Genomic DNA, 15,174 nt, shown 5'->3' on the forward strand with positions numbered 1-15,174 from the left:
CCGCGCAATCGCTATCAAATCGACTTGAACAACGGACTTTTCGCCAGCGCGTCGGCCCCATCCGCATTGCTGAGAAACTTCTCCGTATAGATGTCGCGCTCGAACAGTTGCCCTTGCATCAATGCGCGGATCGCCGCTTCGATCATCACCGGCGGCCCGCACAGATACGCCTTGTGGCCGCGAAAATCGTTCGCGAAGTGTGCTTTCGCCGCTTCATGGACGAAGCCGCGAAAGCCTTCCCATGCACTCCCGTCCGCTTCGTTCGACAACGCGGGCACGTAGGTGAAATTCGCGTGCCGCCGCGCGAGTTCGGCAAACTCATCGTGATAGTAGAGTTCCGCGCGATCGCGCGCGCCGTACACCAGCGTGATCGGCCGCGCGTCGCCCTGTTCGAGCAGATCGAGCAGCATCGAACGCGGGCTCGACAAACCCGAGCCGCCGGCAATCAGAATCACCGGCTGCGGATCCGACGCGCGTACGAAGAAACGGCCGAACGGCCCGCTGAAACGCAGCTCGTCGCCGGGTTTTAGCGCTTCATGCAGATAGCCGGTGCCCTTACCGCCCGGCACACGCCGCACATTCAGTTCGATCAGCGTCGACGAACCCGGCGTGCCGGCGAGCGAAAACGCACGCGGCATGTCTTCGCCGGGAATCTGGACGTTCACGTACTGCCCCGCCTGAAACTCGATGCCGTCGCCATCCAGTTCAACGAAGATGCCCTTGATCGTCGGCGTCAGGTTGACGCTCTCCTTCACGCGGCCCGTGAAATCCTGAACCGGAAAATGACGCGCGTCCGGGTCTTCGTCGATATCGGCTTCGATCGTCAGGTCCGATTGCACGGTCGCGCAGCACGCGAGGCATTTGCGTTCGTCCCGTTCGAAATCCATCAATGCGAACGGCGATGCATTGCCGTGCTCGATCTCGCCATCGATGACCTGAACCTTGCACGTCGCGCACAGCCCGTGGCAGCACGCGTGCGGCAGCCACACCCCGGCGCGCAGGCACGCATCGAGAATGGTCTGATCTTCGCCGATCTCGATGGTGTGACCGATCGGCTCGATGGTTAGCTGATAGCTCATGTCAGCGTCTCCTTTCTGGTGAATGCATGTGCGCGCGGTCTAACTGCAGGACCCGTGAATACCGGTCAGGCCCGGGGTGCGGAAGCGGATCAGCCCCTTGTGGCGCAGTCCGTTTTCTTCGAGCGTGCGATCGAGCACGGGCGTGAAGCGCTCGTTCGAACGGAACCATTCGATCTCGTCGAACTTGACGCTCGCCCAGTCGGGATGCGCGGAGTAAATGCCCGGAAGCACATCGTTGACGAGTGCGGCGAATGTCATCGACGGTGGGACCGGGATGCAATGCGGCGCGCAGAACATCAAATGATCTTCCCAGCCGATAAACAGCAGACGGTTGCCGTGAAAGTTTTCTTCGCGGTCTTTGATTTCGCCCTTGTAGCCTTCTTTAAGCGCGATAACTGACATGATTTCTCTCCTTCTGATTCGGTCGGCGTGCGCGGGTGTTATGCGGGCTGCGCGGCAGCCGTGCTTTGCGGCGTACTGTCCGTCGTACTTTCCGTGGTATTCGCGCCGCCATGACTCGGCTTGCCGGTCCAGCGCAACCAGTTCTTTCTGTCGGGCGAATCCTCGAATTCATGGCCGTCTTCTCCGACATTGATGTGGTAATAGCGCAGTACTTCGGCGAGCGGATTGAAATCCGCGGCAGTGGGATCCGCGTCTTGCTCGAAGCAGTTGCCCTGATAGATCTGATGCACCGGCAACCATGCCTGCACGTATTTTTCCGGCTCGTTATCGAAGATGTCCTTGCAGCCGTCCGAGCAGAAATGGAACTTGTTGCCGAGATAATCGCTTTCGCGGTAACAGGTTTTGGTCGGATCGTCGGGTTCGGTAAAGGCCATCGGAATCTGGCAGATCTGGCACAGCATCGGCAGCGTGTTGTTGTAGAAGCGCTTGCCCTGCTTCTGCTGCTCGCGCCAGTACTCGAAACGCGGCCGGTACAGCCGGTCGAATGTTGCCGGGTACTTTTCGGAGAGCCACGCCATTTCGTCGTCGGACGGAATCCACGTGTGCATCGCGGCTGCATGCGTGTAGTTGTAGAAGATGCCCCACGCTTCGTGCGAAATGCGGTCCTTTTCCTTCGACGCCACCTCGTAGTACTTCGGCATGCGAATGCCGTAGCGTTCGAGATCATGGAACAGCGCGCCGCCATTCTTCTCGAAGTAAGTTTCCCATGCTTCCTGCCACGACATGATCCGCTTCGGCAGCATGTAGTCCATCATCATTGCGACGAGCGTCAGCAACCGGTAGCCGCGCCAGAACCATTTGTCGACCCACTTCTGGATGATCGGCACATTGCCCGGGTCCTGTTCGAGCAGGAACTTCACGACTTCGAGGCCGAGCGTCATATGGCGCGATTCGTCGGATTGCGCGGAAAAGCCGAACGTGACCGTCGCCATATCGCCATTGAACGCGGCGCCCGACATGAACGGCATGAACAGCAGATTGGTCAGTACATATTCGAACGAGAACGAGATCGCAGTGACGAACTCGAACGGCCCGGCGCTCATCGCGTCCTCGAAATATGACTTCGGCACCGATAGGTACCAGACCCGGTCGTGCATATGCTTGAAGTCGTGAAAGCCGTTGAAGAACTTGTTGTAGTGGCTGATCGTATGCACCTGCGTCTGCGCATGACGCAGCTCATCGATTGCCTGCATCTGACACGCGATGCGCGCGCCGGCGCCGCGGAAATTGCGGCCGGCGAGTGCGAAGCCGCGATGCGCCGCGTATTCGAGCGGGCTCACGCCGGTCAGAAACAGTTTCAGCGCGTTGATATAACGCGGATCGGTCACGTTGAACTGACCGTTGTTCTGCTGGAACGCGTCGATAATCGCGTACAGCTTGCGCTCCTTTTCGCCCTGGTATTTCCAGTAGGCGTCCATCGTCAGACGGAACGGATCCTCCCACTTGTCCCAGTCGTGGACCTTGATGCCTTCGAAGCGGTCGTACGGAAAGACTTCGTCCATCGGCTGGTAAGTGGTTTCCCAACCGAGGCCGCGCGTCAGCATCGCGTAGTTTTCCTTGATGCTCAGCTTTTTCGGCGTCGTGTTCGTGGTGGTGCTCATCATGCGTCTCCAGTGGTGCCGATCAGGCTTTCCATTCAAGGATGAATTCGTCGTCGGTCTCGTCGATATTGCCGCCGAGCGAGATCAGATTGAGTTGCAGTTCACGCAGATCGAAGTCGCGGCCGATGCGCTCTTCGATCGACTCGCGCCGGATCACGAGGCGGCCGACAGCGTCGATCTTGACCATTGCCGGAAACGCGTTGACGACCGCATGCGGGTTGTCCGCCTCGATCGCTTCGATGATCGGGCGCGATTCGTCGTTGGCCTGAAAGGCGATGAATACGGAATCAGCCATGATTGGCCTCCTGTGCAGCGGCAAACGACACGCCCTGCTTGCGCACGCGTGCATCGAAGGTATCGGCAATAGCGCTCAGCGCGGCATCGGCTTCTTGCGCGCCGAGCGCTTCGATTGCAAGCGGGCGCAACGCATCGAGCACGCGCGGCTGCCACTTCGCGATCCACTGGCCGAGCAGCGCCGCGTTCTCCGCCGATTCCGCGGCAGCGGTCTTCAGCGTCGCGTCCACCCAGCGGCTCGTTTCGTCGAACCAGCTGCTGGCGAACTCGTTCAACATGCCGAGCGCGGCGCCGTACTCGTTCGACAGACGCTGATCGATATGGCTATACACGAGCGGGTACAGCAGCCCGTCAATTACGACGTTCTGCGCGACATACGTTTCGAACCAGTCCTTCACGACCATCGTGTCCTCGGCCGCGCGACGCAGGCCCTGCCACATCGGATCGTTGAGCCAGCGGTCCTTGCCGTCGAGCAGCGACGTGCCCGAATTGCCGTCGAGCAACAGGCCGATCCGCGACAGGTACTGCGCGATACCGAGCCGGTCCATCGAATGGAACATCGTCGCCTGCGTGATCGCGGTGCCCCAGCCATAACCGGTCACGAAGCAGTTGTTGGTATTCGCGGCCCATTCGACGTGGCGCAACGGCACCAGCAGCGCGGCGATGCGGGCTCTCGCTTCGTCGGGCAGATTCGCGAGCAGACGCCGCCGCGTGACGAACTCGATGTTCTTCTCCATCGCGTCCTGCTGCCGTGCACGCGCAATCGTGTAAGCGCCGTAGTAGTACTGGCGCGGATCCTTGAACGCGTACCAGTCGTTCATGCGAATCGCCGTGCGGCCCTTGTCGTACAGCGCGAATTCCGGCTGCCACAGCGGCCGGTAATGAAAGTTGACTTCGGGCTGCAGTTCCAGCGTCGCTTCCTGATAGCGCGACGCGGGTTTGTCCGCGCCGAGCCTTCTCGCGACATGCGAAAAGGTCTGGCGGATCTGCTGGACCGAAGAGGTCTTGATGTCGATTTGCATGGGGTATCTCCTTCGTTTCTTATGCGAGGCATTCGCTGGTCATGCGTGGGTCATTCCTTGAGGCCCGGCTGGCCGTAGCGCCACTTCAACTGTTCGAGGTCCAGCGCTTCGGCTTCGTCGTCGCTCAGATGAAACACGTGATGGGTCGCGCAAAAGGACTCGTAGTCCCGCGCGCTCATCACGAGTTCGACGCTCAGGCCCGGATCGCCGATCGAAAAATCGAACTCGACGAAGCCGTCGTCGCGCCGCTCCCTGACGCGCACATAGCGCCGCGTCACGTCGAAAACGCGGGGGATCGGTTCGGCGTGGGGTGAATGCGAGGGCATCGTCGTCTCCTTGGGGATTTCGTGCCGTTTGTTCGATGTGCGCCGAAAAACCAGCGCACGTTGTCGTTCTGTTGATTCACTGCATGCTTTCGTCGAAATACGCTGCAGCGCCCCTATTAATGCAACCGCTATGCCAACGAAGCGCGAAAGGCCTCGCGGCGCGCGGCGAAAAGCGCACAATTCCTTGTGAATCAATGGGCAAGCACGGCGAAAAAATCGCCTGGCCGAATGTAGTGCCTCGCGCGCGCCACGCGGCATTCGACCAAATGATCGAAACCGGCCCTTTGCGCGCGTTAGGCAGCCGATCAAATCGATATCAGGGAACACCCGAGGTCGGCCACGCGCGATTCGGCATGCAGCCGCGCGCGCGACATTGCATACTGACGGCCCGGCACACGCCGGCTAAAACTCAGACAAGTAGCTGGAGACGACTTCCGATGGCCACCCGAACCAAGCCCGCCGAGCCGCCGCGTATGTCGATGGTCTCGCCGAAGGGCGCCTGCGTGGACAGCCTGCGCTATCCGGACATCGCGGATCTGATGTCGCGGCTGCACTTCTCGCCCGGCGACGGCCGCATCTGGCTCGGCGATCAGCGCATGCTGCTCGTGCACACCGGCTCGGTCGGCGTGATGCGGCGCGAGCTGATCGACAGTCTCGGCATCGACGCGGCGCGCGGCCTGCTCACGCGCATGGGCTACAACTCCGGCGCGCGCGATGCCGAACTCGCGCGCAAGGCCCGCCCCGATAGTTCGATCACCGAGATGTTCGCGGTCGGCCCGCAACTGCATATGCTCGAAGGCATGACCGTGGTCGAACCGGTGCGGCTCGAACTCGATGTCGAGAAAGGCCACTTCTACGGCGAATTCATCTGGAAGAACTGCGCGGAAGACGAAGAGCACATCCGCATCTACGGGATCGGCGCGGAGCCGGTGTGCTGGACGCAGATCGGTTACGCGTCCGGCTATACGAGCGTATTCATGGGACGCCCGATCGTGTACCGCGAGGTCGAATGCCGCGCGCTCGGGCAACCGCAATGCCGGATCGTCGGCAAGCCGGTCGAAGCATGGGGCGACGAAGCCGCCGACGATCTGCGCTTCATGCAGGCGCAGTCGTTTACGCAGGGCTTATCGGTTACTGCAGTGAAGCGCGACCTGCAACGCGATGCGCTTCATGATCGACACGCCGACGCGAAGCACGACGTCAAACAGCAGGCGAACGCCCGCGTATTCGGCGACACACGCCCCGCTACCCCGACCGCATTCGGCGACGACAACATGGTCGGCGCGTCGCCTGGCTTCAACGCGGTCTGCCATATGATCCGGCGCGTCGCGAACACACGCGCGACCGTGCTGTTTCTCGGCGAAAGCGGTGTCGGCAAGGAAGTGTGCGCGCGCACGCTGCATCGGATCAGCGGCTGCGCGAGCGGGCCGTTCGTCGCGGTCAACTGCGCGGCGATTCCGGAAGCGCTGGTCGAATCGGAACTGTTCGGCGTCGAACGCGGCGGCTTTACCGATGCGACGCAAAGCCGTCCGGGGCGCTTCGAGCGCGCCGACGGCGGCACGCTGTTTCTCGATGAGATCGGCATTCTGAGTCTCACCGCGCAGGGCAAGCTGCTGCGCGCGCTGCAGGAAGGCGAAATCGAACGGGTCGGCGATACGCAGACGCGCCGTGTCAACGTGCGTGTGATCGCGGCGACGAACCTCGATCTCAAGGACGAGATTCGCGCCGGCCGTTTCAGGGAAGATCTGTATTTCCGGCTGAACGTGTTTCCGATTCGCGTGCCGTCGCTGCGCGAGCGGCGCGAGGATCTGCCGGTGCTGCTCAATCACATGCTGCACAAGTATCGCGAACGTCATGCGCGCGACGTGACCGGCTTTACCGGCCGCGCGCTCGATGCGCTGCTGAACTACGGCTGGCCCGGCAATATCCGCGAGATGGAAAACCTCGTGGAGCGCGGCGTGATTCTCGCGCCGGACGGCGGCGCGATCGATATCGGCCATCTGTTCACCAGCGGCGAGACGATCGATGCACAAATGTTCGGCCTCGGCATCAACGGTTCGCTGACGCCGTCGGGCTCGCTGCTCGATCAGCAAGGCGGCGCCGATGGCGAGGTGGAACGCGTGGTCAGGAAGGTGAACCATCTGCTGATGGGGATGAGCGGCGACATCGATCCGACTTCGCTCGACGATATCGAAACCGCGTTGCTGAAAAGCGCGGTGCAGCGTGCGCAGGGTAATTTGTCGGCAGCTGCGCGCACGCTCGGGATTACGCGGCCGCAACTGGTTTATCGGCTTAAGAGCCGCGGGTTGCGGGTGTAGCGGTTTCGAACATTTGCGGCGCGAGGCGCTGAATGACATCGGGTTCCAGAATCAACATAAGCGGCTAAATGCCGCTTTTTGTTGATCAATCGTCAAAAAAAATGCAATAAAAATAAAAAATACAGAATCAAGGTCAAGATTTGTCAAGAAAGCTGTATCTCAATTTAATTCTGTTGAACACTTTCCATTTGCGGGATCGCCAGCACTAGTCACGGGCTTTCCACACGGGGCTTGGCCAGTTCGATTCGATACGCGGCTTATTTCGAAATAGTGACCGTGACATTTGTTCACGATTTTCGTCATGTTTTGACGTTTTTCGGAATTATTTTTGTGCTTTTTTATTAGCGATATTGGTCGGAATTTTGCCAAAGCAATCCGCATCGGTTAATGGGAGGGATAGAACTTGAATACGGCTTTGGCAGATGCGGCCGCGCGCGCAGGCATCGACGTTCACCAGTACTACAGCCTCGAAATGCGTCAGACGCCCAGCGCCGCGCTCGCGGATATTTTCTCGTTCACCGGTAGCCGCGGGATTTGCGAGCCGACCCGATACACGATCCAGTTCACGCATCCGCAACACGATCTGTCGCGGACCGACTACGTGAACCAGAGCGCCGCGTTCGTCACGCAACCGCCGCCGGCCACGCAATGGAGCCCGCCCGAAGAACCACGCCGTGTGCCGGGTGTGATCACCGCCTTCGCTCATCTGTCGGATAGCCGCGACCAGGCGGTCTACGAAGTCGTGCTGGAGTCGCGCCTCGCACTGCTGCGCAACAGCCCGCGCTGCCGGTTCTTTCTCGACATGACGGAAGTCGAGATCATCACGCAGATCCTGAAGGAACACGATTTCAACCAGGTTCTCGCGGACTTCCGCTTCGATCTGTACCGGTCCTACTGCAAGCATCCGTTCGTCATGCAATGGGCGGAGGACGACCTCACGTTTATCACCCGCCTTTGCCGGCGTACCGGCATCTGGTTTGTCTGCGAACAGGGCAAGAACTGCGAGTTCGTGCGTTTCGGCGACGACTACAAGTACTACCTGCGCGATGCGGACCGGCTGACAGTGCCATACCAGCAGCCCGGCGGCTTGCTGACTACCGCGCTTGAGTCAGTGCGGTCACTGGAAATGCGCGCCGCGACGATTGCCGCGAACTATGCGGTGCGCAGCTACAGCCCGGAGCAACCCGCAGCCGAGGCGGTCGATGCCGATAAGCCCATTAGTAACGACCGTACCGCGTACGGCGAGGCCTACGTCTGGGGTTCTCCGTATCTGAGCGAAGCCGAGGCAAAAGAACAGGCGTTGCTGCGGCAGGAGGCGGCGCTCGCGGGCCAGGTCATATACAGCGGCTCGTGCGACATGCTCGATCTCACGCCGGGCTGCGTGCTGAAGCTGTCGAACCGCGAACTGGCCGACGCGAAATACGGGCTGATGGTCGTGCGTGTCGCGTGCAGCGCGTCGCGCCGGCAAGGCTACAAGGTGGACTTCACCGCGATCCCGAGTGATCGCCAGTATCGGCATCCGCTCGAAGAACACACGTGGCCTCGCGTGCACGGCGTGATCACGGGCACGGTCGCTTCGACCGAAGGCTTCAAGGGTCCGTATCTCGATGCACAAGGGCGCTATGTCGTCGATCTGCATCCGGACCGAGACCAACGAACGCCCGGCCTGAACAGCTGCCCGATGCGGCTCGCGAAGCCCTTCGCCGGCCCCGGACAGACGGGCTTTCACTTCGGGCTCGAACCGGGGGTCGTCGTTACCGTGGCCTTTCTGTGGGGCAATCCCGACCTGCCGTATATCAGCGCGGTGCTGCATACCGCGCAACAGACGGACCCGATCGTCAGCGGCAATCCGTGGGCCACGCGTCACACGATCCGCACGCGTTCGAACAATACGCTGCAAATGGAGGATCTCGAGGGCCGCGAGCACATCAAGATCGCGACGGAAAGCGGCAAGACACAGTTGAACCTGGGTTCGCTGGTGAATAGCCGGCAGCAGTCGCGCGGCCAGGGCTTCGAGGTGCGCACCGATGAGCGCGGCGCGTTGCGCGCGGGCAATGGGCTGTTTCTATCCGCCGACGCGCAGGACAAAGCCGGCGGTCAGGCGTTCGATATGAAAGCGGCCCAGCAGCAGTTGCAGGCGGCGCAGTCGCGTATGAAGAGTCTGTCCGAAGCCGTCGCTCAGGCCAGGGCGACGCTTGCCGCCTGCGAGGCACAGCAGACGCTGCTCGATACGCAGATCAGCGATCTGCAGGCGGCGGTGCTGCTGGCGTCCGCGCCGCACGGCATGGCGTTCACGACTGGCGAGCACATGCAGCTTGCGGCAGGCGGTCACCTGTTCACGACGACGGGCGGCAATGCCGATGCGGCGGTCGGCGGCAACTACACGGTGGCCGCGGGCAATGCTGTGTCGCTGTTCGCGAACACGCAGGGCATGAAGCTGTATGCGGCCGCCGGTCTGGTCGACGTGCAGTCGCAGGGTGACGGGCTGAACCTCGCGGCATTGAAGGCCATCACGATTGCGAGTACCGGCGACTCGATCACGCTGAATGCTAGCCAGTCCCTGACGCTGGTGTGTGGCGGGTCGTATCTCAAGCTGTCGAGCGCGGGTGTCGAGATCGGCAGTCCGCACAACGTGACGCTCAAGGGGCCATTGCAGGTCGGGCCGTCCGGCACGCTCCAGCAGGCGCTGCCGATGATGCCGCGGCAGGAAGCCGCCGGCATGCAGCTTTTCCATACCTACACGAATGGGCAGCCGGTGAAGAACGCGCCGTACAAGGTCACGTTCGCGGACGGCTCGTGGCGCGCGGGCACGCTGGATGGCGCGGGTAAGGCGACGCTTGCGAACGTGCCGCGAGGGGGTGGAACGGTGGCTTATGACGAGGCGGCAGGTGATGTCGCTCGCGCGGTGAATCGGTTTAAAGATGCTGCGGGCGGTGCGGTGAGCATGCGGAGCGCTGGGGTGTCTGGTGACTCCAGTGCCTCCAGTGCCTCCGGTGCGTCGGTGCCGAGCATGAGTGATGACGCCATTGCCGCGCCTGTCGCTCAGTCCTTCGAATAACAGCCCCCCTCTGCCTGATGACTTCTGAAACCACGCCCGCGCAGCATGGCGCGCTGACCGTCCAGTCTCCCGCCGCCGTTAGACTCAACGCGCAGAACCGGCGCCTTGTACAAAGCAGTGTGCCCGGCCAGCCCTCTACGGCCCGCCTCGTCACCCAGAAAGGCATCGACACGGTCGAGAACCACGGACTCGAAGTCTTCGTGCAGTGCCTGTACATGGTGCCGGGCATCGGTAATGCGCTCTCGCTCAGGGATGTCGCAATCGACCTGTATCGCATCTGCTCGGTACAGGGCGCTGCAACCGATGTGTCGAACTGGATGATCCTCGCGATCGATGCGATCGGCGTGGTGCCGGGCGGCAATGAGGTGCCCGTGCCGGTGCGTACCGTGATGAAGGACATCGCGATCGGCTTCGTGAAGGGCATGATTCCGGCGACCGCGCTCGACATGCTGTGGGGTGCCGCCCAGGGCAACGCGAAGGACTTTCTCACCCAGCTCGACCAGCACATGGCGCGCTGGAAGGACGATATCCGCAGGTGGGTGTCGCAGACGGTCCAGGGGTTACGTTCCTTCATCGCGAATCCGCCGGGCGTTCTGGCCCAGCAACGCGCGATCGAAGCGAAGAAGGACACGGGATTCTGGTCGTGGCTGCCCGATCGCGAGACCGTCATGGTCCACGCGGTGGACGAACTGCTGGCAGTCACGCTGCCCGGTAGCGACGAGCCAGTGCGCGATGTACTGCTGGGCTGGCTCGCGCAGTTCGAGCGCGACAGCAATGGAATGCTGGATCGGGCGTTCGGCGCTGCGGAACAGACCGGCACGCTGCTGGCGATGGCCGCGCAGATCGCGCGGGCATTCGAGGCGCGGCGTCATCACGCGTCGCATGTCGTCGAACGTGGCCCGGGGCCGGCGCATGAGCCGGACGTCAAGGGCGCCGCGCATATCGGGCACTACCAGACGGGTGCCCAGGCGAGCCAGCTACCTGCGGCCTGTCACTGCCTGCTGCCATCAGCAAACCGGATCAGCGAGCGGCCGATCGACTATGCGACCGGCGATGAGAACCTGGAGCAGACCGACTTCGTCGTCGACGGCATCGTGCCGATTGTCTGGTCTCGGCTGTACCGGTCGAGCCTCGATGCGTACGACGGCAGCCCGCTCGGCGCGCGCTGGAGCAGTGCGTTTCATCTGTCGCTCGAAGAGCGTGAGGATGGGTCGCTGGTTTTCTTCGATGCGGAGAACCGCGCGGTGCCGCTGCCGGCTGTTGCGGTGGGTGATGCGGTTGACGTGCCTACCGAGCATCTGTCAGTGGCGCGGCCGGATGCGAAGACGATCTTCCTCGGCTATCCGGATGGCAGCCGCGAAACCTATTTCCTCGCGGGCCCACGCTACCGGTTGCAGTCCCGGCTCGGGCGCGATGGTCTTGGCCATACCCTCACCTACAACGAAGCAGGCCAACTCATCTCCATCAGCGATGGCCACGATACTGCCATCCGCCTGACCTACCGCAATGGCCGCGTGAGTGCAATCCACCGCATCGACGGCCAGGGCCGGAACCCCAGCCTGCTCGCGACTTACCGCTATGACGACACCGGCGATCTGCTCGCCCATCACGATGCGCTGGACCAGGTGCGCGAGTACGACTATCGCGATCACCTGCTCACGCGCTATACGGACTTCAACGGTTACGCCGTGCATCTCGACTGGCACTGGCCGGGCAAACCGGACGGGCTGGCCGCTCCCGCGAGCGCGCAATGCGTGCGCACATCCATCCGTCACCCCGGCGCGGAGCGCCTGAACGGCCGCGAAATCGTTGAGGAAACGCGCCTCGAGGAAACGCGCTTCGAGTACCACCGCGAGCACTGGTTCACGAAGGTCACCGATGCCGCTGGCAGCGTGACGTTCTACCGCTACGACCGCGACAACCGGATCGTGCGGGTCGAGCGCGCGGACGGCACCGGTGAGTCGTACGAGTGGGATGCGCACCACAACATCACCGGCATCCGCGATGCGGCGGGCCGCATGCGCCGCTTCGACTACGACGCGCAGGGACGCATCGTCGCCGAGACGGATGCGGTGGGCCGCAGAACACTTACCGAATACGACGCGCACGGCCTACCGGTGAAGGTGACCAGGCCAGCTGGACAGACCACCACCACAGCTTACGATCCGCTGGGTCGACCGGTGTCGGTGACAGACGAAGCCGGCCGCATCACGCAGTACGCGTGGAACGATGCGGGACGCCTTGTTTCGCTGACCGATCCCAAAGGCGGTGCGCGGCGCTTCTCGTACGATGCGGCCGGACGTCTGCTGCAGGCGACCGACTGCTCCGGATATGCGACCCGCTATCAGTACGACGCGCTCGGCCACCTGCTCAGGCGGATCGACGCCGAAGACGCGGAAACGGCCTACCAGCACGATGCGCTGGGGCGGCTCGTGAAGGTGACCTATCCGGATGGCACAGCGGAATCCTTCCAGTACGACGGCGAAGGCAACGTGGTGGCGCATATCGATGGCGCGATGCAGGTCACCCGCTTTGCCTGGAAGATGGACAGGCATCCGGTCTCACGCGAGGACGCGGCCGGCCATACGGTGATGTACCGGTACGACGATCAGTGGCGACTGGTGAAGCTCATCAACGAGAACGGCAGCGCCACGAGTTTTAAATACGACGCGATCGGGCAACTCATTGAGCAGACCGGCTTCGACGGGAAGACGGTACGGCACGAATACGATGAGGCGGGGTTCCGTATCGCCTCGCGCGAAGGTGACGTCGAAACGCTTTTTACCCGCGACGCCTTGGGGCGGCTGAAGGAGCGCATCGTCCGTAAAGCAGGCGTGGAGCACGCGGACTGCCACGAGCAGTTCTACTACGACCTGCACGGACGGCTCACGGCGGCGCAGACGTCTGGCAGCCGGGTGGTGTTCCATTACGACGACGCCGGCAACCTGATTGCCGAAGAACAGCATCTGCGGACTGAATCCGCTGGTCCGTACGTGGTCGTGACGCGGCATGGGTATGACGCGCTGGGCAACCGGACCCGCACGCAACTGCCGAACACGCTGAAGATCGACTGGCTACGCTATGGTTCGGGGCACGTGCATGGCGTGATGGTCAATGGCGAGCCGCTGCTCGACTTTGAGCGAGACAGGCTGCATCGCGAGACCACGCGGACGCACCGGGCGTTCAGCGCCCGGCGGGAATACGATCCGGCCGGGCGGCTGCTGAAGCAGATCGCGCAACTGGCGCCATCGCCTTCGCCATCGCTGTCGCAACCACAGGCGCAGTCGCACTCACAGCCAGCTGCAACGGAGACTCCCACGCGTCTGTCCGGGCGCCGCTATCGCTATGGCCCGCAGGGCCACCTGACACATATCGACGATGATCTGCGCGGCGCGACGTCGTACGGTTATGACCCGGTGGGCCGTCTCTGACCTGACGGAGACGTTCGCCTACGACCGGGCCGGCAACCGTGTTGATCCGGAGAAGGTGCCGGTAAGACCCGAAGTGGAGACGTTCGCCGAACGCGTCGCGCGTCACACCCGCGAGCAGGCGCAGTGGGAAGCGGCCAATCCGGGCCGGCAGTACTACATGGGAACCCGTCCGGACGAACGCGCGAACCGTGAAGACGCGCTGATGGCGGAGTACGAACGCAGGCTGCCGAAGTGCCTCGATAACCTGCTGAAGGAACTGGAGCACACGCGCTATCACTACGACGAGCGGGGCAACCTGATCCGCCGGATCGACTGGGGTGGACCGACGTGGGTCTATCGCTACGACCTGTCGAACCGGCTCGTCGAGGCGAGTCGCTATGCGAAGACGCCCGAGGATACGACGGACCAGCACGGCACGGATGCGCACCACCGCCACCGGACATACATCGGCAGAACGGTTCCCGAGCTGACGGCGACATACCGGTACGACGCATTCGGCCGTCGCACGGTCAAGGAGGTGATGCAGCCCGATGGCAACACGGACATCACGGTGTTCGTGTGGGACGGCGATGTGCTGCTGATCGAGGAGCGTTTTACCCGTACGCCGCAGAAACCGGCGTGGTCGCGTCCGGTGGCGCCCGAACCGGCACTCGCGTCGATGGTGCGGGAGGATCCGGAAGACGCGTATTCGCTGCCGGTGGCGCAGCGCGCGCATGCGCTGGATGTCGCATGGCAGGGCGTGTCGCTCTACCTGCACGAGCCGGGCACGTTCGTGCCGCTCGCGCGTCTCGACGAAAAGCTGGTCGAGCCCGCGTATCTGGCAACGGGTACCGATGGCCGCGCGGTGCGGGTGCCGGCGAAGACTACACACACGACGCTGTTCTATCTGAACGATCATCTCGGGACACCGCAGGAGATCGTCAATGATTCAGGCAAGGTGGTGTGGATCGGGCGGTACAGGGCCTGGGGGGCGGTGAAGAAAGGGACGAAGGTCTGGCAGGAGAAGCCCAACCCGGGCAGGACGGTCAACCCGATCCGGTTTCAGGGGCAGTATTATGATGAAGAGACGGGACTGCACTATAACCGGCATCGGTACTATGATCCGGACGCCGGGCGGTTCATCAGCAGGGATCCGATCGGGCTGGCGGGTGGAATTAACGGCTATGCGTATGCGCCGAATCCAGTGCAGTGGATTGATCCGCTTGGACTTACGTCTACTACGCCCCCTGCGTGTGGCTGTTTGGACTGGTCAAGAACCAACCCGAGAACAGGGGAAACTGCGGTAGATCATGTGATGCAACATGGAAATGACAATTCAGTGAAACCCTCACACGGTGTCTTTGCGGATGATCCAATCGCGACGACCAACGCAGCTTGGGACAAGGCTGTGCAGACTGGAATAGCTCCGACTGTTGGCGGCAACAGGAACTGGAACTACGATATTCCTTATCCCGAAGCGGGATTGGGCGGTGGCATTTCAGGAAATGCAGCAGGAAATCCTATTTTGAATAGCGTAAGAATAGTTACCACCCCCGGAACCAATCAGGTGGTCACTTCTTTCCCCAATTAAACGGAAGGTGAAG

At 62.1% G+C, this 15,174-nt stretch carries 10 protein-coding genes; 4 read left to right on the forward strand and 6 right to left on the reverse strand.

Annotated features, from left to right (window positions below; genetic code table 11):
- Window positions 1-14: 14 nt before the first annotated feature.
- The 6 genes from L0U82_RS26935 to L0U82_RS26960 are packed head-to-tail and all read right to left on the reverse strand — an operon-like array spanning window position 15 to window position 4,784.
- Window positions 15-1,079, reverse strand: coding sequence for an NADH:ubiquinone reductase (Na(+)-transporting) subunit F (locus tag L0U82_RS26935; protein WP_233835911.1), 1,065 nt, complete (start codon window positions 1,077-1,079; stop codon window positions 15-17).
- Window positions 1,080-1,118: 39 nt separating this feature from the next.
- Window positions 1,119-1,481, reverse strand: coding sequence for a phenol hydroxylase subunit P4 (locus tag L0U82_RS26940; RefSeq protein WP_233835912.1), 363 nt, complete (start codon window positions 1,479-1,481; stop codon window positions 1,119-1,121).
- Between the two features lie 38 nt (window positions 1,482-1,519).
- The gene (locus L0U82_RS26945; RefSeq protein WP_233835913.1) at window positions 1,520-3,142 is read right to left on the reverse strand and encodes an aromatic/alkene/methane monooxygenase hydroxylase/oxygenase subunit alpha; all 1,623 of its coding nucleotides are present in this window, start codon (window positions 3,140-3,142) and stop codon (window positions 1,520-1,522) included.
- Window positions 3,143-3,164: 22 nt separating this feature from the next.
- Window positions 3,165-3,437, reverse strand: a complete 273-nt coding sequence (locus tag L0U82_RS26950) for an MmoB/DmpM family protein (RefSeq protein WP_233835914.1) — start codon at window positions 3,435-3,437, stop codon at window positions 3,165-3,167.
- The gene (locus L0U82_RS26955; protein WP_233835915.1) at window positions 3,430-4,458 is read right to left on the reverse strand and encodes an aromatic/alkene monooxygenase hydroxylase subunit beta; all 1,029 of its coding nucleotides are present in this window, start codon (window positions 4,456-4,458) and stop codon (window positions 3,430-3,432) included. The genes L0U82_RS26950 and L0U82_RS26955 overlap by 8 nt, the downstream gene beginning before the upstream one ends.
- Before the next feature lie 50 nt (window positions 4,459-4,508).
- Complete coding sequence (locus L0U82_RS26960; protein ID WP_233835916.1) at window positions 4,509-4,784, reverse strand: phenol hydroxylase subunit; 276 nt, start codon at window positions 4,782-4,784, stop codon at window positions 4,509-4,511.
- A gap of 437 nt (window positions 4,785-5,221) precedes the next feature.
- Between L0U82_RS26960 and L0U82_RS26965 the strand changes: the two genes are divergently transcribed.
- The 4 genes from L0U82_RS26965 to L0U82_RS39925 all read left to right on the forward strand — a co-directional run bounded on the left by L0U82_RS26965 (window position 5,222) and on the right by L0U82_RS39925 (window position 15,161).
- Complete coding sequence (locus L0U82_RS26965; RefSeq protein WP_233835917.1) at window positions 5,222-7,102, forward strand: sigma-54-dependent Fis family transcriptional regulator; 1,881 nt, start codon at window positions 5,222-5,224, stop codon at window positions 7,100-7,102.
- A 403-nt stretch (window positions 7,103-7,505) separates the two neighbouring features.
- A complete protein-coding gene (locus tag L0U82_RS26970; protein WP_233835919.1) occupies window positions 7,506-10,160 on the forward strand; it encodes a type VI secretion system Vgr family protein in 2,655 nt (884 codons plus the stop codon).
- A gap of 17 nt (window positions 10,161-10,177) precedes the next feature.
- Window positions 10,178-13,591, forward strand: coding sequence for a DUF6531 domain-containing protein (locus L0U82_RS26975; RefSeq protein WP_233835920.1), 3,414 nt, complete (start codon window positions 10,178-10,180; stop codon window positions 13,589-13,591).
- Complete coding sequence (locus L0U82_RS39925; protein ID WP_326489761.1) at window positions 13,569-15,161, forward strand: RHS repeat-associated core domain-containing protein; 1,593 nt, start codon at window positions 13,569-13,571, stop codon at window positions 15,159-15,161. Before L0U82_RS26975 ends, L0U82_RS39925 begins: the two co-directional genes overlap by 23 nt.
- Window positions 15,162-15,174: the final 13 nt, after the last annotated feature.

Source organism: Paraburkholderia sp. ZP32-5, assembly GCF_021390495.1.
GTDB lineage: Bacteria > Pseudomonadota > Gammaproteobacteria > Burkholderiales > Burkholderiaceae > Paraburkholderia.

Bases quoted from the DNA above. Each gene is read 5' to 3' on its own strand.
- L0U82_RS39925 (WP_326489761.1), top strand. From the start codon at position 13,569: ATGACCCGGTGGGCCGTCTCTGACCTGACGGAGACGTTCGCCTACGAC.
- L0U82_RS26975 (WP_233835920.1), top strand. From the start codon at position 10,178: ATGACTTCTGAAACCACGCCCGCGCAGCATGGCGCGCTGACCGTCCAG.
- L0U82_RS26960 (WP_233835916.1), bottom strand. From the start codon at position 4,784: ATGCCCTCGCATTCACCCCACGCCGAACCGATCCCCCGCGTTTTCGAC.
- L0U82_RS26955 (WP_233835915.1), bottom strand. From the start codon at position 4,458: ATGCAAATCGACATCAAGACCTCTTCGGTCCAGCAGATCCGCCAGACC.
- L0U82_RS26940 (WP_233835912.1), bottom strand. From the start codon at position 1,481: ATGTCAGTTATCGCGCTTAAAGAAGGCTACAAGGGCGAAATCAAAGAC.
- L0U82_RS26945 (WP_233835913.1), bottom strand. From the start codon at position 3,142: ATGAGCACCACCACGAACACGACGCCGAAAAAGCTGAGCATCAAGGAA.
- L0U82_RS26935 (WP_233835911.1), bottom strand. From the start codon at position 1,079: ATGAGCTATCAGCTAACCATCGAGCCGATCGGTCACACCATCGAGATC.
- L0U82_RS26950 (WP_233835914.1), bottom strand. From the start codon at position 3,437: ATGGCTGATTCCGTATTCATCGCCTTTCAGGCCAACGACGAATCGCGC.
- L0U82_RS26965 (WP_233835917.1), top strand. From the start codon at position 5,222: ATGGCCACCCGAACCAAGCCCGCCGAGCCGCCGCGTATGTCGATGGTC.